The organism is Sphingomonas sp. SORGH_AS_0950 (assembly GCF_030818415.1).
Lineage (GTDB): Bacteria > Pseudomonadota > Alphaproteobacteria > Sphingomonadales > Sphingomonadaceae > Sphingomonas.
Genome location: NZ_JAUTAE010000001.1, coordinates 3911915 through 3930984, shown reverse-complemented (window position 1 = coordinate 3930984; position 19070 = coordinate 3911915). Strand labels below are relative to the sequence as shown.

At 66.9% G+C, this 19070-nt stretch carries 13 protein-coding genes and 1 pseudogene; 11 read left to right on the top strand and 3 right to left on the bottom strand.

Annotation, left to right across the window (positions count from 1 at the left end; all coding sequences use genetic code 11):
* Positions 1-117: 117 nt before the first annotated feature.
* From QE385_RS17875 to QE385_RS17845, 7 genes and pseudogenes are all read left to right on the top strand, one after another.
* Positions 118-1365: a NarK/NasA family nitrate transporter gene (locus QE385_RS17875; protein ID WP_307104162.1), complete on the top strand. Its 1248-nt coding sequence runs from the start codon at positions 118-120 to the stop codon at positions 1363-1365.
* Positions 1365-2579: an alginate export family protein gene (locus tag QE385_RS17870; RefSeq protein ID WP_373424697.1), complete on the top strand. Its 1215-nt coding sequence runs from the start codon at positions 1365-1367 to the stop codon at positions 2577-2579. Before QE385_RS17875 ends, QE385_RS17870 begins: the two co-directional genes overlap by 1 nt.
* Positions 2579-5069, top strand: a pseudogene (gene nirB / locus QE385_RS17865) (nitrite reductase large subunit NirB). The gene QE385_RS17870 and the pseudogene nirB overlap by 1 nt, the downstream one beginning before the upstream one ends.
* Positions 5066-5404: a nitrite reductase small subunit NirD gene (gene nirD, locus QE385_RS17860; RefSeq protein WP_307104160.1), complete on the top strand. Its 339-nt coding sequence runs from the start codon at positions 5066-5068 to the stop codon at positions 5402-5404. Before nirB ends, nirD begins: the two are co-directional and overlap by 4 nt.
* Before the next feature lie 127 nt (positions 5405-5531).
* Positions 5532-8129: a nitrate reductase gene (locus QE385_RS17855; RefSeq protein ID WP_307104157.1), complete on the top strand. Its 2598-nt coding sequence runs from the start codon at positions 5532-5534 to the stop codon at positions 8127-8129.
* Complete coding sequence (gene cobA / locus QE385_RS17850; protein WP_373424735.1) at positions 8122-8904, top strand: uroporphyrinogen-III C-methyltransferase; 783 nt, start codon at positions 8122-8124, stop codon at positions 8902-8904. Before QE385_RS17855 ends, cobA begins: the two co-directional genes overlap by 8 nt.
* A 96-nt stretch (positions 8905-9000) precedes the next feature.
* The gene (locus QE385_RS17845; RefSeq protein WP_307104152.1) at positions 9001-9243 is read left to right on the top strand and encodes a hypothetical protein; all 243 of its coding nucleotides are present in this window, start codon (positions 9001-9003) and stop codon (positions 9241-9243) included.
* Between the two features lie 40 nt (positions 9244-9283).
* On the opposite strand, the gene QE385_RS17840 is transcribed toward QE385_RS17845, so the two are convergent.
* From QE385_RS17840 to QE385_RS17830, 3 genes are read right to left on the bottom strand one after another with little or no spacing between them, the layout of a single operon-like run.
* Entirely contained in the window at positions 9284-10261 is a 978-nt protein-coding gene (locus tag QE385_RS17840; RefSeq protein WP_307104150.1) for an SDR family oxidoreductase, read from the bottom strand.
* A 22-nt stretch (positions 10262-10283) separates the two neighbouring features.
* The gene (locus QE385_RS17835) at positions 10284-10814 is read right to left on the bottom strand and encodes a cytochrome b (RefSeq protein ID WP_307104148.1); all 531 of its coding nucleotides are present in this window, start codon (positions 10812-10814) and stop codon (positions 10284-10286) included.
* On the bottom strand, positions 10811-11863 hold the full coding sequence (locus QE385_RS17830; RefSeq protein WP_307104146.1) for a catalase family peroxidase: 1053 nt from the start codon (positions 11861-11863) through the stop codon (positions 10811-10813). Before QE385_RS17830 ends, QE385_RS17835 begins: the two co-directional genes overlap by 4 nt.
* A 147-nt stretch (positions 11864-12010) precedes the next feature.
* Here QE385_RS17830 and QE385_RS17825 point away from each other — a divergent pair, with 147 nt between their 5' ends.
* The 4 genes from QE385_RS17825 to QE385_RS17810 all read left to right on the top strand — a co-directional run bounded on the left by QE385_RS17825 (position 12011) and on the right by QE385_RS17810 (position 18949).
* Complete coding sequence (locus QE385_RS17825; protein ID WP_307104144.1) at positions 12011-12895, top strand: LysR family transcriptional regulator; 885 nt, start codon at positions 12011-12013, stop codon at positions 12893-12895.
* A gap of 485 nt (positions 12896-13380) precedes the next feature.
* The gene (locus QE385_RS17820) at positions 13381-16275 is read left to right on the top strand and encodes a TonB-dependent siderophore receptor (protein ID WP_307104141.1); all 2895 of its coding nucleotides are present in this window, start codon (positions 13381-13383) and stop codon (positions 16273-16275) included.
* A gap of 334 nt (positions 16276-16609) precedes the next feature.
* Positions 16610-17290 carry a ZIP family metal transporter gene (locus tag QE385_RS17815; RefSeq protein ID WP_307104139.1) on the top strand — a complete coding sequence of 227 codons (681 nt, stop codon included), beginning with the start codon at positions 16610-16612 and terminating at the stop codon, positions 17288-17290.
* 45 nt (positions 17291-17335) lie between these two features.
* Positions 17336-18949 (top strand): S10 family peptidase, encoded by a 1614-nt coding sequence (locus tag QE385_RS17810; RefSeq protein ID WP_307104137.1) that lies wholly within the window; start codon positions 17336-17338, stop codon positions 18947-18949.
* The last annotated feature ends 121 nt before the right edge of the window (positions 18950-19070 follow it).

Here is a 19070-nt window from a genome sequence, read left to right as displayed (position 1 = left end):
GAAGCGGGCTGAGGCGCGCGTTCCGCTTGGAGGCAACGAAGCCGCCAGGATGTGACCCACGGGTCCACGTCCTGGCGGCTTTTTCCGTTTGAGCCCGGATCAGGGGGAGAAAGCACGATGGCGACGGCATTCTGGGACGACAGCAAGACAGGGAAGGCAGCGGATGACGGCGGCTTCTGGTCGAGCGGACATACGCCGACCCTGATCGCGGCCTTTCTGTATTTCGATCTGGCGTTCATGGTCTGGGTGCTGCTCGGGCCGCTCGCGCCGCAGATTTCGGCCACCCTCGCCCTCACCCCGGCGCAAAAGGGCGTGATGGTCGCGGTGCCGACGCTGGCGGGCGCGATCCTGCGCGTGGTCAACGGCCTGCTGGTCGACCGGATCGGGCCGAAGCGCGCAGGCGCGATCAGCCAGATCATCGTGATCGCCGGGCTGTTCTCCGCCTGGGCGCTGGGCGTCAGCAGCTTTGGCGGCACGCTGGCGCTGGGCGTCATCCTGGGCTTTGCGGGCGCCAGCTTCGCGATCGCGCTTCCGCTCGCCAGCCGCTGGTATCCGCCCGAGCATCAGGGCAAGGCCATGGGCCTGGCGGGCATGGGCAATTCGGGCACGGTGCTCGCCGCACTGTTCGCCCCGGCGCTCGCCAAGCTGTTCGGCTGGAACGCGGTGCTGGGTCTGGCCTGCATTCCGCTGGGCATCGTCTTCCTGACCTATATGGTGATGGCCAAGGACGCGCCCGGCGCGCCGCCGCCGCGCCGGTTCGTCGAATATCTGGCGCCGCTGCGTCAGGCCGATGCCTGGTGGCTGATGGGCTTCTACGCCGTCACCTTCGGCGGGTTCGTCGGGCTCGCCGCCAGCCTGCCCATCTATTTCACCGATCGCTTCGGCCTGACCCCAGTACAGGCGGGCTACGCCACCGCCGCCTGCGTCTTTGCGGGCTCGCTGGTGCGGCCGATGGGCGGGGCGCTCGCCGATGCGATCGGCGGCGTGAAGGCGCTGATGGCGGTGTTCGCCGCCGCCGCCGTGACGCTGACGGGCGTGGCGATGGTCGACGGGTTTGCGGCCTCGCTCGCGCTGTTCGTCCTGTCGATGCTGGCGCTTGGCGTCGGCAACGGCTCGGTGTTCCAGCTCGTGCCGCAGCGTTTCTCGGCCGAGATCGGCGTGATGACCGGTCTGGTCGGCATGGCGGGGGGCATTGGCGGCTTCTACCTCGCCTCCTCGCTGGGTCTCGCCAAGCAGTGGACCGGCAGCTTTTCCGGCGGCTTCCTGATCTTCGCCGGACTTGCGCTGGTCGCGCTGGCCGGGCTGCTGACGGTCAAGGGCCGGTGGCGCCGGACCTGGGGCGCGGCCGAAGGCGTGCGGATCTGATGACGATGCGCAGCCCCGCCCTCTTCCTCCTGTCGAGCTCCGCCCTGGTCGCGGCCCCGGCCGCCGCGCAGACGGTGACGCTGAAGCCGCTCGTCGATGCCCGGCTGCGCTGGGAGCAGGTGGACCAAGACGGCCTGCCCCTCACCTCGGATGCGGTCACCGCCCGCCTCCGTACCGGGGTGGCCGCCACCTCGGGCCGCTGGTCGGCCCTGGCGGAGGCGCAGGGCAATCTGGCGATCGTGCCCGATTATTTCGACGGGGTCCACCCGAATGCCGACCGCCCGCTGATCGGCGATCCGCAGAGCATCGGCCTGTACCGCGCCCAGGTGCAGTACAAGTCGGCCCCGCTGACCCTGACCGTCGGGCGGCAGCGCATCACGCTGGACGACGAGCGTTTCGTCGGCCAGGCCGCGATCCGCAACAACGGCCAGACCTTCGACGCGGTGCGCGCCGAGATCGTGCCGGTGAAGGGCGTGAAGGCGGATGTCAGCTATGTCTGGGGCGTCCGCACCGTCTGGGGCATCGACGGGACCGGCGTGCGGCCCCGCTCGGTCGGCGGCAACACCGTCCTCGCCAATCTGGGCTGGGCCTCGCCGATCGGTACGCTGACCGGCTTTGCCTATCTGATCGACGAGGACGAGGCGGCGGTGCAGGGCTTTCGCCTGTCCAGCCAGACCTATGGCACGCGCCTTTCGGGCATGCGGCCGATCGGCAAGGCCAAGCTGTCCTATCAGGCCAGCTGGGCGCGGCAGTCGGACTATCACCGCAATCCCAACCGCTATGCGGCCGATTACTGGCTGGCAGATCTCGCGCTGGACTTGAACGGCCCGCGTCTGGGCGGCGGCTATGAGGTGCTGGGCGGCGATAAGGGCCAGGCACTGACCAGCTTCCAGACGCCCTTGTCCTCGATCTTTAAGTTCCAGGGCTGGGCCGACAAGTTCACCACCACCCCACCCGACGGCATCCGCGATCTCTATGCCAGCACCGGCTGGGGCTGGAAGCAGGTCGGCGCGGTCAAGGCGGTCAGCCTGTCCGCCACCTGGCACCGGTTCGAGAGCGACCGTCTGGTCCGCCATTACGGCGACGAGATCGACCTGCTGGCGCAGGGCAAGGTCGGCCGCACCACCGCCTCGCTGCGCTACGCCGGTTATCAGGCGGATCGCTTCGGCGCGGATACCAAGAAATTCTGGCTCCAACTGGACTGGACCATCTGATGGAACACACCCCCGTCGTCGCGGCGACCGATACCCGCGAGCACCTCATCGTCATTGGCAACGGCATGGCCGGGTGCCGTGCGGTCGAGGAATTGCTGGCGCGCGATCCCAGCCGCTACCGCATCACCATCTTCGGCGCCGAGCCACTGGTGAATTACAACCGGATCATGCTGTCGCCTGTGCTGGCGGGCGAGAAGACGTTCGACGAGATCGTCATCAACGGGCTCGACTGGTATGCTGGCAACGGCATCACCCTGGTCAGCGGCGATCCCGTCACCGCGATCGATCGCGTGGGCCGGACGGTGACCGCCAAGAGCGGCATGGTGCTGAACTATGACCGGCTGCTGATCGCGACCGGCTCCGACCCGTTCATCATCCCGGTGCCCCGGCCACAACTTGCCCGGCGTCATCAGCTTCCGCGACATGAAGGATGTCGAGCACATGCTTGCCGCCGCCGAGCGGGGCGGCAGCGCGGTCGTGATCGGCGGCGGCCTGCTGGGCCTGGAGGCCGCGCATGGCCTTTCCTTGCGGGGCATGAAAGTCACCGTCCTCCACCTGATGCCGACGCTGATGGAACGGCAGCTGGACGAGGCGGCGGGCTGGCTGCTGAAACAGGCGCTGGAGGCGCGCGGCCAGACCGTGCTGACCGGCGCCGATACCGCCGAGATCGTCGGCGACGGCAAGGTCGAGGCGATCCGCCTGAAGGACGGGCGCGAAATTCCCGCTGACCTGGTGGTCATGGCGGTCGGCATCCGCCCCTCGGTCGCGCTCGCCCGCGCCGCCGGGCTGGACGTAGGGCGCGGGATCAAGGTGGACGACCATATGGTCACCTCCGATCCGCGCATCCTGGCGGTCGGCGAGTGTGTCGAGCATGACGGGCAGGTCTACGGCCTGGTCGCGCCGCTCTGGGACATGTGCCGCAGCCTGGCCGATGCGCTGACCGACGCGCCCTCAGGCTATCGCCCCACCGCCACCGCGACCAAGCTGAAGGTCGCCGGGCTCGACGTCTTCTCGGCAGGCGATTTCGGCGGCGGCGACGGCGCGGAGGACATCGTCCTGCGCGACGCGGCGCGCGGCATCTACAAGCGCGTGGTGGTCAAGGACGACCGGATCGTCGGCGCGGTGCTGTACGGCGACACCGCCGACGGCAACTGGTATTTCGACCTGCTCAAGAAGGGCGAGAGCGTCGGCGACATTCGCGACGCGCTGATCTTCGGCCAAGCCTTTGCCCAGGGGGGCGCCTCCGCGGACCCTAAGGCGGCCGTTGCGGCGCTTTCCGACGATGCGGAAATCTGCGGCTGCAACGGCGTGACCAAGGGCAAGGTCTTCGCCTGCATCGACGGCGGCGCGCACAGCCTGGATGCGGTCCGCTCGGGCTGCAAGGCGTCGGCGAGCTGCGGCTCGTGCACCGGCATCGTCGAGAGCCTGTTGGCGATCCGCCTGGGCGGCGAGGTCGAGGCGGGACCGAAGACGATGTGCAAATGCACCAGCTTCGGCCACGACGACGTCCGCCGCGAGATCGTCGCGCAGGGGATGCGCTCGATCCCCGAGGTGATGCAGAAGCTGCACTGGTCGACCCCCGATGGCTGTTCGTCCTGCCGCCCCGCGCTCAACTATTATCTGCTCTGCGCGCTGCCCGGCGAATATGTCGACGATCAGCAGAGCCGCTTCGTCAACGAGCGGATGCACGCCAACATCCAGAAGGACGGCACCTATTCGGTCGTGCCGCGCATGTGGGGCGGCATCACCAGCCCCAAGGAGCTGCGCGCGATCGCCGATGTGGTCGAGAAGTTCAACGCGCCGATGGTCAAGGTGACGGGCGGCCAGCGGCTCGACATCTTCGGCATCAAGAAGGAGGATCTGCCCGCCGTCTGGGCCGATCTGAACGCGGCGGGGATGGTTTCCGGCCATGCCTATGGCAAGTCGCTGCGTACCGTGAAGACGTGCGTCGGTTCCGAATGGTGCCGCTTCGGCACGCAGGATTCGACCGGCCTCGGCGTCAAGCTGGAGCGGGCGACCTGGGGCTCGTGGATGCCGCACAAGTTCAAGATCGCGGTGTCGGGCTGTCCGCGCAACTGTGCCGAGGCGACGATCAAGGATTTCGGCGTGGTCTGCGTCGACAGCGGTTACGAGCTGCACGTCGGCGGCAATGGCGGGATCAAGGTCCGCGCCACCGACCTGCTCTGCAAGGTGGCGACCGAGGCGGAGGCGATGGAGATGTGCGCGGCCTTCATCCAGCTCTATCGCGAGGAGGCGCGCTATCTGGAACGTACCGCGCCGTGGATCGAGCGGGTCGGGCTGGCCTATATCCAGTCGCGCCTGCTGCCCGACGAGGAGGCGCGGGCCGAACTCGCCCGCCGCTTCTTCTTCTCGCAGAGCTTCTCGCAGGACGATCCCTGGGCGGCGCGGGTCGCCGGGGCCGAACGCGAGATCCATGCACCGATGGCGCGCTTTCAGCCCGCCAGGGAAATGATGGGAGAAATGGCATGATGGGCGAGTGGCTGGATATCGGCTGGCTCGAGGAAATTCCCCTGCGCGGCAGCCGCACGGTGCAGGTCGAGGGCGGCGATGACATCGCCGTCTTCCGCACCGGAGACGACAGCGTCTTCGCGCTGCTCGACCGCTGTCCGCACAAGCATGGGCGGCTGAGCCAGGGGATCGTCCATGGCGGCGCGGTGGCATGCCCGCTGCACAATTGGCGGATCAGCCTGACCACCGGCGAGGCGCTGGGCGAGGACAAGGGCTGCACACCGACCGTGCCGGTGAAGATCAGCGGCGGCCGCGTGCTGATCTGCCGCGCCTCGACCCTGAAGGCGGCGGCGTGAGCAGCATCCACCTCCCTCTCCCCTCCGGGGAGAGGGTCGGGGTGAGGGGCGGGTGTCTCACCGAGCCGAACCCCTCTGCGAGGCCCCTGCCCCTCACCCAACCCTCTCCCCGAGGGGGAGAGGGCTAATGACCATCAAGACCACCTGCGCCTATTGCGGCGTCGGCTGCGGCATCCGCGCGACCGTGACCGGCGACCGGCAGGTGCGGATCGAGGGCGATCCCGACCATCCCGCCAATCAGGGCAGGCTCTGCTCCAAGGGCACCCATCTGGGCGAGACGGTCGGCCTGGAGGGTCGCCTGCTCCACCCGATGATCGGCAAGCGCCGCGCGAGCTGGGACAAGGCGCTGGACCTTGTCGCGAAACGCTTTCGCGACACCATCGCGCAGCATGGGCCGGACAGCGTGGCCTTCTACGTCTCGGGCCAGTTGCTGACCGAGGATTATTACGTCGCCAACAAGCTGATGAAGGGATTCATCGGCTCGGCCAATATCGACACCAATTCGCGGCTGTGCATGTCGAGCGCGGTGGCGGGTCACAATCGCGCATTCGGCGAGGATATCGTGCCCGCCAGCTATGACGATCTCGACGAGGCCGACCTGATCATACTGGTCGGCAGCAACACCGCCTGGTGCCACCCGATCGTCTATCAGCGCATCCGTGCCCGGTGCGATGCGGGCGCGAAGCTCGTCGTCATCGACCCGCGCCGCACCGAAACGGCGGAGCAGGCCGACCTTCACCTCGCCATCCGGCCGGGCAGCGACGTGGCGCTGATGAACGGCGCCCTCGCCTGGGCACGTGCCGCGGGCGTGGTGGACGCGGACTTCCTCTCCGCCTCGGTCGCGGTGCCGGAGGATTTCTGGGCGGCGCTGGAAGCGGGCAGCGACCTGTGGTCGGTCGCCAGGACCTGCGACGTCGCGCCCGCCGACCTGCGCCGATTCTACGAGCTGTTCGCCGCCACGCCGCGCACGGTGACGATGTTCAGCCAGGGTATCAACCAGTCGGTCACGGGCACCGATCAGGTGAACGCGATCCTCAACCTGCACCTTGCGACGGGACGGATCGGCAAGCCCGGCGCGGCCCCCTTCTCGATCACCGGCCAGCCCAATGCGATGGGCGGTCGCGAAGTCGGCGGGCTCGCCTCGACGCTGGCCGCGCATATGGACTTCGCGCCCGAGAATCGCGCCCGCGTGCAGCGTTTCTGGGCCTCCCCCGCCATCGCGCCCAAGCCGGGCCTGAAGGCGGTCGATCTCTTCCGCGAACTGGGCCAGGGCCGGATCAAGGCGCTATGGATCATGGCGACCAACCCCGCCGTCTCGATGCCCGACGCCGGGTCGGTGCGCGAGGCGCTGGCCGCCTGCCCCTTCGTGGTGGTCAGCGATGTGATCGCCGAAACCGACAGCTCGGTGAACGCGCATGTCCGCCTGCCCGCCGCCGCCTGGGGCGAGAAGGACGGCACCGTCACCAATAGCGACCGCACGGTCAGCCGCCAGCGGGCACTGTTTCCCCTGCCCGGCGAGGCCCGGCCCGACTGGTGGATCGTCAAGGAAGTCGGCCGCCGCATGGGGTGGAAGACCGCCTTCGCCTATGACCGCCCGGCCGAGATCTGGCGCGAGCATTGCCGCCTGTCCCATTATGAAAACGACGGTTCACGCCTGTTTGCGCTGCCCGGCCGGTCGAGCGGCGGCAATGCCGATTATGACGCGATGCAGCCGTTCCGCTGGGGCGGCGTGCCCTTTGCCGATGGCCGTTTCCCCACGCCGGACGGCCGCGCCCGGCTGGTTCCCGTCGCACAGAAGACGCTCCCCGAGCCGCTGCGCGACTGGCCGATGACGCTCAACACGGGCCGCTACCGCGATCATTGGCACACGATGACCCGCACCGGCCTGGCCCCCAAGCTGGCGCGTCACCGCGAAGAACCGCTGGTCGAGGTCCATCCCGACGATGCCGCGCGGCTGGACCTGACCGATGGCGGGCTGGCGCGGGTCGGCACGCCGCAGGGAACGAGCCTCTACCGCGTCTCGGTCAGCGCCGGGCAACGGCCGGGCGAGCTGTTCGTGCCGATCCACTGGACCGACCAGACCGCGACCGGCGGCCGCACCGGGCTGCTTTCCCGCCCGCTGACCGACCCCTATTCGGGCCAGCCTGGCTTCAAGCGCACCCCCGCCGCCATCACCCCCGTCGCGACCCGCTGGCGCGGCTTCGTCATCCTGTCGGGGGAGGCCCGCGCGACGCCGGATTGCCTCTGGGCAACGCGGGTCGCGATTCCCGGCGGCTGGTTGTGGGAAGTGGCGGGCGACGGCGATGCCGGGGCACTGGAGACGATGCTCCCCAAGGGCCAGCGGATCGAGGCCACCGATCCCGCGCGGGGATCGCACCGGATCGCGGTGATCGCCGACGGTCAGCTTGCTGCCGCCCTGTTCCTGACCGAACGCGGCGAATTGCCGACACGCGATTGGCTGATCGCGCAGTTGAGCGCCAGCGAGGTCGCCCCCACCGTCCTTGCGGGTCGCGCGCCCGGTGCGCCGGTCGATCGCGGCGCGATCGTCTGCGCCTGTTTCGATATCGGCGTGCGGACCATCGTCGCCGCGATCCGCGACCAGAAACTGACCGATGTCGCCGCGATCGGCGCGGCTCTGGGCGCGGGCACCAATTGCGGATCGTGCCGCCCCGCCCTTGCCCGCCTGCTCACCGAAGCCCAGGAGCCCGCCCATGCGCATGGATGATTTTCCCGCCGGTTCGGTCTGGCTGGTCGGTGCGGGTCCCGGCGATCCCGACCTGCTGACCCGCAAGGCCGAACGCCTGATCGCCGCCGCCGACATCGTCTTCTACGACGCGCTGGTGGGACCCGATATCCTGGCGCTCGTCCCCGACACCGCCGAACGGGCGAGCGTCGGCAAACGCTCGGGCCGTCATTCCAAGGACCAGGGGACGATCGACAGCTTGATCGTCGCGGCGGCGCGCGCAGGGCGGCGCGTGGTCCGGTTGAAGGGCGGCGATCCGTCGATCTTCGGCCGCTCGACCGAGGAGATCGACGCGTGCCGCGCCGCCGGTATCCCGGTTCGGATCTGCCCCGGCATCACCGCGGCCAGCGCGGCGGCGGCATCGGGCATGATCTCGCTGACGCTGCGCGGCCTGTCGCGCCGCCTGACCCTGGTGACCGCGCATCTGCGCGAGGGCGAGCCGCTTTCGCTCGACTGGCAGGCGCTGGCCGCGCCCGATGCGACGCTGGCGGTTTATATGGGCCGCGCCGCCGCGCCGGAGATCGCCCGACAGCTGATGGCGGCGGGCATGGCGCCGGAGACGCCGGTGATGATCGCGGTCAACGTCTCGCTCCCCTCGGAGCGACTGATCACCGGCCGCCTCGACGCGCTCGGCTTCCTGACCCGCACGATCGGCGACAGGGACCCCGCGCTGCTGCTGATCGGGGAGGCGGTGGGGGCCGGGCGAGTCGCGGACGGCGGCATCACGCTTCCCCGCCGCGCTGCGGTGGAGGCATAGCCCCAACCCTATGCGCGCACTATGCGAAAGGGCGAAACCGCGCTCGAAATGCTATGCCGCGCCCGATAGGTGGACAGCCGCAACAAGGATTGTGGCATGGCAAAATGGCATCGCTCCCGACGCGCCGATCTGGGCCTGCGTGCTCTCGGAGCCATTCTCTGCGGGCTCGCCTATCTGGCGATCCGGACGCTTTGCGCCCTCCCCTCCACCGCGATGGCGGCGCATCTCCTGCCGGCCGAACTGGCCACCGCCGGCTTCCTGAGCGCCAGCGCGGGGAGCGCTCTGGCGATGCTGGGCGCGCATCTGTTCGACGACATGATGGTCAGCGCCCGCTGGTGACGGTGGAAAGCCATATCTAGGGCATCGGCGACCATCCTGTTCAATCGGGTCGATCCTGAGCCGGTGCGCTTTTCCAAGCCTCCGCAGTCTCCGCAGCGAACGCCGCATAGCGCCTCGGCGCGCGGCCCAGCAATGTCGTCATGGTCGAAAGGTCTTCGGCGCTGGCGCGGGCGCCATGACGCTGGAAGGCGCGAAGCATCAGCGCCAGATCGTAAGCGAACCCCGCTGGCACGAACGGCTTGAGCCGATCCTGGAACACATCCAGATCGTCACCGGCATAGGTCACGGCACGGCCAAGGGCTTCGCTCCAGATCCGCGTGATCGTCTCCGGCGTCAGATCGTCCGGACCGACGATATTATAGCTGTCCCTGGGCAGCGGGGTCGGGGCCGCGTGGCGCCGCAGGAGCTGCTTGGCCGCGATCTCGGCAAGGTCGCGGGTATCGACGGCCGCAATGCCGACATGGCCCAGCGGCATGCCATAGACCCCATGATCCAGCAGCTGCGCCTTCTGCCCCAGGTCGTTCTGCATGAAATAGGCGGAGCGTAGGGTCGTCGCGGGCAGATCGCATCGTTCGATCATCCGTTCCGCCGCGACCTTGCAGGCGAAATGCGGAACGTCGGCATGACGATCGCATTCGAAGACCGACAGATAAACGATCCCGCGCACACCCGCGTCCCGGGCCAGAGCGAGCGCGGTAAGCGTCTGGTTCAGTTCGTCCGGAACGTTGGGCGCCACCAGCAAAAGCGTCTCAACCCCCTCGAGCGCGCTCCGCATGACCTCGATATCGGACAGGTCGCCCTGCACCGGCGTCACACCGGCCGGGAAGCGGGCCTTGTCGGGCGAGCGCGTCAAAGCCCTTACCGGAACAGCTTGCGACGCGAGCATGCGGGCGACGTCCATACCCGTATGGCCGGTGCTTCCCGTCAACAGAATGGCCATTGGTCGCTTCTCTTTCTCTGACTGTGTCGGTGTTCGGCGCAGTGGCCGGAGGGTGTTTGAGGAAGGCTGTGGGCGCACGCGACGGCGTCAGGCCGATCGCCTAACGGGATCGCACCATCGAGGAGAACACGCCGTCGCGGTAAACCCAGCCGTGCAGCAGAGCCGCCGAAAGATGAGCGATCACCACGGCGAACAGCAACCAGGCCAGAATGCCATGGGCATCGCGCAAAAGGGCATAGAGCGTCGGGTCGACCGGGGCGATCGGCGGCACATTCCATCCCTTGATCATCCTGACCGGCCAGCCCCCGGCCGACCGCATCCCCCAGCCGAGGAGCGGGATCAGGACCATCAGGCCGTATAGCATCCAGTGGCTGCCCAGCGCCGCCAGCGCCTGCCAGCGGGGTGTCTCGGCCGGTAGCGGCGGTGCACCGTGACGCAACCGGTTGGCCAGCCGGACGACGACCAGCAGCAGGATGGCGAGCCCGAGCGGCTGGTGCAGGTCGAGCAGGGCCGGACGCCAGGTCAGCGACGTCGTCATGCTGACACCGATGAACAGCATGGCGAAGATCGCCGCCGCCATCGCCCAATGCAGCACCCGCGCCAGCCGATTGAAATGCCTCTTGTCCGTCATCGGCCGTCCTTCCTGCCGACCGCATCGGTGGCCCGGCCATAGCCGATCTCGCGCAGGCGGGCGTTATAGGAATGCGCGTAGATCCCGCCGCGCGCGGCCAGCACCGGATCGTTCGTCAGCGCCATACCCTTCGGCACCAGCGTCGGATCGAAATTGACGTCCCGGCATGCCCCCTTGGCCTGGTCGACCACACGCGTGACCTCCAGCGTGCCGCCGACGATCTGCCTGCGTGTCGCGGGCCATGGCTGCGACGGATCGTCGACGGGGTCCCCCGGCTCGGCCAGTTGCAGCACGAGGTCCCAGCGCAGCGGGCCGTGCGTCAAACGCTCGGCAATATCCCTGAACAGGTGATCGCGATTGGCCTTGGCGCGCTCCTCGACGCTCCAGCCGGTGAAATCGGCATGCGGGCGCCACCACCATCGCACCGGCTGGCGGCGGCCATCCGGGCCGACGAACAGATAGGCGTGGATCGCATAATAATGCACGCCCGCGAAGCTGCTGGGCCATGGCGCCCTGGCCTTCGCTTCGATGACGCCGCGCGCCTCGGGATAGACGCGGTAGAATGCGGCGACCTTCGCCGGATCGGGCTGGCCGGTCGCCGGATCGGGCGCAAAGGCCGCGATGCGGGCGAGGAAGCCTTGCGCATCATGCGTCGGGAAGAGCGGCTCATTGTTCATTTTCATGCGCCATTGCTCACCGTCATCGGCGGCGATCAGCATGGCCATGCTGACGGTGCGTGTCGAATTGTCCGGCGCATAGGGATCGGCCGTTCCGATCGAGAAACGACCGATCGCCGGTGTCTGCGCTTGGGAAAACACGCGCGATGTCGAAATCGACGCGGCGGCCCCGCTCGCGCGGAAGACCCCGTCGAAGCAGATGCCCTTGCCATGCGCGCGGCGATAGCCTGCCGGAAAGGATTTCGGCGTGTCGGCCAGGAAGGTCGAAGTGGTGATCCGGTCGCCGACCAGTCCCGCGCTCCAGGCAAATGCCGCGCCCAGCGATCCGGCGATCGTCGCGATGCCGACCAGCGGAAGCCAAGCGCGTCTCAACGAACCCCTGCCAGCCATAGACGACTCCTGATCCCGCTCGATCACCCCGACCGGCGCTTGCTTGCCCCTGACATGCGATCTCTAGCCGCAAAGACTTGCGACGATTAGATGGACAATCCCGAATGAGCTGGTGAATGATATCGAACAATGGGCCGACATCTTCAGGAAATCGCCGCGTTCGTGGCCGTCGCCGACCGGCTCAGCTTTCAGCGGGCCGCGCTGGATCGCGGGGTCACCCGGTCCACGCTCAGCCACGCGGTCCGGACGCTGGAGGAACGGCTGGGGGTTCGGCTGCTCAACAGGACCACGCGCAGCGTTTCGCTCACCGAGGCCGGTCGCGTCCTGCATTCCCGTGCGAAGCAGGCATTGGGCGACCTCGACCACGCCGTCGATGCGATCGACGATTTCCGCGACCAGCCGCATGGATCGCTTCGCATCACCGTGCCCCGGTCGGTCAGCGCCAGCATCATCGGGGCGGTCACCGCGCTGGCCACGACCTATCCCGGCTTGTCGGTGGAGATCGATGCGAACGACCAGATGGTCGACATCGTCGCCGAGGGTTACGACGCCGGTATCCGGTTCGGCATCGCCATGCAGCAGGACATGATCGCGGTGCGGCTGAACCAGGCATTCCACTTCGCGGTCCTCGCCTCGCCCGCCTATCTGGCCGGGCGAGACCTGCCGATGAGCCCGGACGACCTCGCGCACCACCGCTGCATCCTGTACCGGCTGCCGAGCGGCGTGTTGACACCCTGGATGTTCGAGCGGAATGGCCAGATCAGCAAGACGAACGTCGCGGGATCGCTGATCCTCAACGATCAATCGCTCATGATCGAAGCCGCCCTGCAAGGCGCCGGCCTCGCCTTCGTCTTCGAAGAGGGGGCGCGGGCCCATCTGGACAGCGGGCGGCTGATCCGGTGCCTGCCCGATTATCGCGCGCAGTTCAGCGAATTGTTCCTTTATTATTCGGGGCACCGGCATGTGTCCGCCGCCCTCAGGTCGCTTATCGACCATTTGAAGAGTCCGAAGTGAAACGGCGGTGGCGAAGAGTTCGCCCGCATCGGCCAGCCGGGCGGATCTGAACCACGCCGGGTTTGCCGGAGGCCCCGATGACGCCAATCGGGTCAGCGCGACGCCTGCCCGCTTCCACGTCCGTGGATCATTGTGTGAAGGCCGTTCCGGGGCCTCCTGGCAAGCGGACGGAAAACGCGGCCTTGCCAGCATCGCCAATCTAATAGTTTTATGAACCGATCGCCATGATGACGCTCTTAACCTCCGCAGCGTAGACGCGCCACAAGAGGGAGGCGTCGTATTTTCCCCTACATATGCTCAACCCATAATGGTATTCGCAATATAACGTCGACTTCACATTCCGTGTCAGCGGCGCAACATCCGCGCGACTTTTGGATCATGAAATATTGGCGTCATTTACAGCCGGAACGCGCCACCAATACTAGGTCCACCTACGAAATATTGCCGAGGCCACAGGTCACGGAAAAAGGGTGGAGTATCGAGACATGACCAGCGTATCCGTCATCCGCGCAACCCTGTTGCGGGGAACCGCCGCGCCCGCCGTGCTGATCGGCAGCCTTCTGGTGGCCAGCCCGGCGTTGGCTCAGGATAACGCCACCCCGGCTCAGGGCGCGCCGTCCGCCAGCACCGCCCCCGCCGCTGCCCCGTCCGACACCAATGGCAAGGACATCGTCGTCACCGGCACGCTGTTCCGTCGTACCAATACCGAAACCCCCTCGCCGGTCACCATCCTGTCGGCCGACAATCTGAAGAAGGCCGGGATCAACAACGTCTCGGACGCGATCCGTTCGATCTCGGCCGACAGCAGCGGGTCGATCCCGACCGCCTTTGCCAATGGCTTCGGCGCAGGTTCTTCGGCGGTGTCGCTGCGCGGCCTGACCGTCAACTCGACGCTGACCCTCATCGACGGGATGCGCACCGCCAATTATCCGCTGTCGGATGACGGCCAGCGCTCCTTCGTCGACCTGAACACCATTCCCGACGCGATCGTCGACCGGGTCGAGGTGCTGAAGGACGGCGCCTCGTCCAGCTATGGCGCCGACGCGATCGGCGGCGTGGTCAACATCATCATGAAGAAGGAAATCACCGGCGTCGCCGGCACGCTGGAAGGCGGCGTGACCCAGCGCGGCGATGGCGGCGAGCAGCGCGCGACCCTGACGCTGGGCACCGGCAAGCTGAAGGAGCAGGGCTTCAACGTCTATATCAGCGGCGAATATCAGCATGACGACCCGATCTGGTCGCGCAATCGCGGCTTTCCGTTCAACACCGCCGATCTGACCCGCATTGGCGGCGACAACAACCAGGCCGGCTCGGTCGTGCCCGGTTCGACGACCAGCGCGCTGGTCGCCCCGACGACGCAGCTGACGCCCGGCAACATCCTGTCGGGTTCGGGCGTGGCCAACGGCCCCTTCCAGGTCCTGAACCCCAATGGCTGCACCGGCACCACCTCGCCGGTCAGCGGCGCGCTGGGCAATGGCTGCACCCAGAACACCGTCGCCGATTACGGCCAGATCGCCCCCGAACAGACCCGGTTCGGCGTGACCGGCCATGCGACGGTGCAGGTCAACGCGCAGACCCAGGCCTATCTGATGGCCTCTTATTACCAGAACGAGGTTCTGGCGGCGGGCGGCCCGGCCAATATCCGCTCGATCAACCCGATCAACACCCAGAACATCGTCTTGCCCGCGGTGCTGGCCAATGGGCAGTTGAACCCGAACAATCCCTATGCGGCGTCGGGCCAGCCCGCCGCGATCCGCTATCTGTTCGGCGACATCCCCGCCTCGTCCGACTATAAGAACCATGTGCTGCGCGCCGCCGCCGGGATCGACGGCGCGTTCGGCGACGGCTGGACCTATTCGGTGTCGGGCACGATCGCGCATAGCTGGCTCGACATCACCCAGAACGGCTATCTGAACCTGGCCGCGCTGACCAACGCGATCAACAACGGCACCTATAACTTCGTCGACCCGACGCAGAACAGCGCTGCGGTCCGCAACGCCCTGTCCCCGGCGGTCCATACCCAGGCGACGACCGACCTGGACATGATCCAGGGCGTGATCACCAAGGAGGTCGTGCAACTCCCCGGCGGCCCGTTGCAGGTCGGCGTCGGCGGATCCTTCCGCTACGAGGCGCAGAACGATCCCAACCAGAATCCGAACCTGACCACGCTGGGCCTCAACCAGTTCTCGGCGATCGGCCATCGCACCGTGGAGTCGGGCTATTTCGAGATCAACGCGCCGATCCTCACCAGCCTGGAGATCGACGGATCGGGCCGCTACGACCATTATGAGGAAGGCTATAACCGCTTCTCGCCCAAGGTCGGGATCAAGTTCACGCCGTTCAAGCAACTGGCCCTGCGCGGCACCTTCTCCAAGGGCTTCCGCGCGCCGAGTTTCGCCGAAAGCGCGGGCACGGTCATCGGCTTCACCTCGACCAAGGCCCCCTGCTCGATCCAGCTCCAGCATGGCGCGACCGCGACGGCCACCGGCTGCACCGGCGGCAGCGCCTATAACCAGAGCTATTCGATCGGGTTCAACACGGTCGGCAATCCCAACATCAAGCCCGAATTGTCGCAGAGCTTCACGGCGGGGGCCGTCGTCCAGCCGACGCCCTGGCTGAGCTTCACCGCGGACTATTACAACATCAAGAAGACCGACGTGATCACCGGCGGTCCGCTGTCCAACCAGGCGCTGGCGGCCTTTTACGGCAATGGCACGATGCCCGCGGGCTATTCGGTGACGCCCGACGTCATCGACCCCGCTTTCCCCAACGCCCCGACGCGCGCGCTGTTCGTCAATGCGCCCTTCGCCAATGCGGCGGCGCTCAAGACCTCGGGCATCGACGTGTCGGCGCAGGTGCAGTTGCATCGCGATGATCTGCGCTTCACCAGCCGCGCCGAGGCGACCTACATTCTGCATTATCTGTTCAAGCCGAGCGCGGACCAACCCTATACCGACTTTGTCGGCACCCAGTCGCCCTATGTGACTTCGTCGGGTGCGGGCACGCCGCAATGGCGCGGCAACTGGCAGAACAGCGTCGACTACGGCCCCTACTCGCTGACCGCGACCACCTATTACGTGTCGGGCTACAAGGCGGTCGGGTTCGACCAGTTCGGCACGATGGATTGCAACGGCGGCAGCACCTATGGCGGTTCCGACCCCAACTTCAACTGCCATGTCCGCCGCTTCATCGACGTCGACCTGGTCGGCAGCGTGCGGGTCAACGACAAGTTCACCTTCTATATGGACGTCATCAACCTGACCGACGAGAAGGCGCCGTTGAACGCGGGCAACTATGCCGCGACCAACTATAATCCGACCTATACGCAGATCGGCGCGGTGGGGCGGACGTTCCGCTTCGGCGCGAATTTCCGGTTCTGACGACCGGCATCGGCGGGGGGCCATTGCGGTCCCCCGCCGACCACGGACGAAGGCTGGCGCTGGCGTATCCGTCGGGCCAGGTCTCGATCGGGTGGCTTGGCGGTGCCCGCCAGGCTGCGACGCGCCAGTTCCGCCAGCCTATTTACGTTGACGACCAGATGTCATTTAGTTATGTTATCTCATTACATAGTATAATGTTCATGTCGTGGCCCTATAACCCTATGCCCGTGCTCATAGCGCCTCTGCCCGCTTGTCCGAACGCGTGCCAGACATTCTCGCCCGGCCACATCCTCGTGCATGTCGGCTCCGCACCGCTCTGGTCTGAACCGAGACCGTGACGACCCTGCCCTTCCTGCTCGGCGCGATGGCAAGCCTGTCGACCTATGTCGGCGGCAGGCTGGCGATGCGCTGGGGGCAGCGGCGCGACCTGTTGTTTGGGCTGACCGGCGGCATGGTCATCGGGCTGGCCCTTCTCGATCTATTGCCCGAGGCCCTGGAAAGTGGCGAAAGCGTACACGGCGCCGACATCGTCTTCGGTGCGACGGTGGCTGGCGTGGCCCTCTATATCCTGCTTCACCGGATGCCAGCCGCCGGTGCGGCGGGGCGGATCAGCCTGATCCTGCACAGCGTGATGGACGGCCTCGGCATCGGCATCGCCTTTCAGCTTTCGAGCGCAACCGGCTGGCTGGTCGCGATCGCGGTGCTCGCGCATGACATGGCCGATGGCGCCAACATGGTCGGCTTGAGCACGCTGGCGGGCAAGACCGAACGCACGCATCGGTGGCTCATCGTCAATGCCGCCGCGCCGCTGGCCGGTGTCGCGATCGGTCAGGCCGTGCCCGTCGATCTCGAACGCTTCTCGCTGCTGCTTGCGCTCTTCGCCGGTGGCTTCCTCTATATCGGCGCGTCGGAACTGCTGCCCCGCAGCCGGTGTGGACGGTCCGGTGCGGCAAGCGGGCTGGCGAGCCTGTGCGGCATCGTCGCCATGGCCGGAGTGGTTCATTTCGCCGGTTAGCCTTCCACGTCTTTCCTCAGCCTCATCAAAGGAACTTATAGCCTCATGCGCCTTCTGACGATCCCCCTCCTGACCGCCCTGACGATCGCAGCCCCCGCCCTGGCGCAGGATGCGCCCAAGGACGCGCAGCCCGGCGGAAAGTCTCCCGCTGCGATCCATGACGAGAAGGTGGCGCAGGATCTGGCCGACGCCTGGGTGGCGCCCCCCGCCAAGGAGCAGGAAAGCGTGACCGCGCACAGCGTCGTCGTCGATGGCCGCACGCTCAAATATCATGCCACCGCCGGGACGGTCACGATCAAGGACGACGACGCCAAGCCGACCGCCAGCGTCTTCTACGTCGCCTATACGCTCGACGGCGCCGCGCCCGGCACGCGGCCGGTGACCTTCTTCTACAATGGCGGTCCCGGCTCCTCGTCGGTGTGGCTGCACATGGGGTCTTTCGCGCCGGTGCGGGTGAAGACCGCCAATCCCGAATATATCCGCCCCGCCCCCTATGGCTTTGGCCCCAACCCGGACACGCTGCTGGACAAGACCGATCTCGTCTTCATCGACATGGTCGGCGCCGGCTATTCACGCCCGCTCGGCGATGCGAAGGGCAAGCAGTTCTGGGGCGTCGACGAGGATGCCGACGCCTTCGCCAAGACGATCCTTCGCTGGACGACGAAGAACGGCCGCTGGACCAGCCCCAAATTCCTGTTCGGCGAAAGCTATGGCACGACACGCTCGGCGGCCCTCGCCTATCAGTTGCAGGATCGGGGCATGGCGCTGAACGGCGTGGTGCTGCTCTCGTCGATCCTCAACTACGGCATCGAGCAGCAGGGTTATGACCAGAGCTATATCAGCTATCTGCCAAGCTATGCCGCGACCGCATGGTATCATGATCGCCTCGCGAACAAGCCCGCCGATCTTCCGGCCTTTCTGAAGGAGGTACGCGCCTTCGCCGCCGGTCCCTATGCGCAGGCGCTCAGCAAGGGACAGGATCTGTCCGATGCCGAGGAGGATGCGATTGCCACCCGGATGGCCGCCTATACCGGCCTGTCTGCGACCTTCATCAAGCGCGCCAAGCTGCGCGTCGATCTCGGCCGTTTCCAGAAGGAGCTGCTGCGCGACCAGGCGCTGACGGTGGGACGGTTCGACAGCCGCTATACGGGGGTCGATGCGGACTCCGCTGGCGAGAATCCCGATTTCGACGCCTCGGATACCGCGATTTCCGGCGCGTTCGTCACGACGTTCAGCGACTATGTGCAACGCGACCTGAACTACAAACCGGGGCTGGATTATCGCATCGGCACCTATGGCCTCAAGGACTTCGACTGGAACTGGAAGCATAAGGCGCCGGGATCGGGTTATCCGATGAACAACCCCGATGTCGCCGTCGATCTCGCCGCCGCGATCCGCACCAACCCCTATCTCAAGGTCCTGTCCTTGAACGGGTGGTACGACATGGCGACGCCGTTCTTCGCCACCGAATACGACATTTCGCACATGCTGCTGGACAAGAAATTGCGCGGCAATGTCAGCTTCAAATACTATCCCTCGGGGCACATGATCTATCTCAACCCGGACGCCTTGCACCAGCTCCATACCGATCTGGCGAACTTCTATGACAAGACGCTGGCCGCGTCCGTGCAGAACCGTCCGGCGGGGCGGGAACGCTGACGATGCCGGGCCTCGCCCCCGCGGGTCTGACTGGCGTTTCGAGCTTACCTTCTCCCGCCCTTCGCCGAACCAGCGCGGGCGGGAATGCGGCGGCTGTCTTGATCGGCATCTTCCCAACGTC

Coding starts and splice junctions, on each gene's coding strand:
- QE385_RS17875 (WP_307104162.1), top strand. CDS start 118: ATGGCGACGGCATTCTGGGACGACAGCAAGACAGGGAAGGCAGCGGAT.
- QE385_RS17870 (WP_373424697.1), top strand. CDS start 1,365: ATGACGATGCGCAGCCCCGCCCTCTTCCTCCTGTCGAGCTCCGCCCTG.
- nirD (WP_307104160.1), top strand. CDS start 5,066: ATGATGGGCGAGTGGCTGGATATCGGCTGGCTCGAGGAAATTCCCCTG.
- QE385_RS17855 (WP_307104157.1), top strand. CDS start 5,532: ATGACCATCAAGACCACCTGCGCCTATTGCGGCGTCGGCTGCGGCATC.
- cobA (WP_373424735.1), top strand. CDS start 8,122: ATGGATGATTTTCCCGCCGGTTCGGTCTGGCTGGTCGGTGCGGGTCCC.
- QE385_RS17845 (WP_307104152.1), top strand. CDS start 9,001: ATGGCAAAATGGCATCGCTCCCGACGCGCCGATCTGGGCCTGCGTGCT.
- QE385_RS17835 (WP_307104148.1), bottom strand. CDS start 10,814: ATGACGGACAAGAGGCATTTCAATCGGCTGGCGCGGGTGCTGCATTGG.
- QE385_RS17825 (WP_307104144.1), top strand. CDS start 12,011: ATGGGCCGACATCTTCAGGAAATCGCCGCGTTCGTGGCCGTCGCCGAC.
- QE385_RS17820 (WP_307104141.1), top strand. CDS start 13,381: ATGACCAGCGTATCCGTCATCCGCGCAACCCTGTTGCGGGGAACCGCC.
- QE385_RS17810 (WP_307104137.1), top strand. CDS start 17,336: ATGCGCCTTCTGACGATCCCCCTCCTGACCGCCCTGACGATCGCAGCC.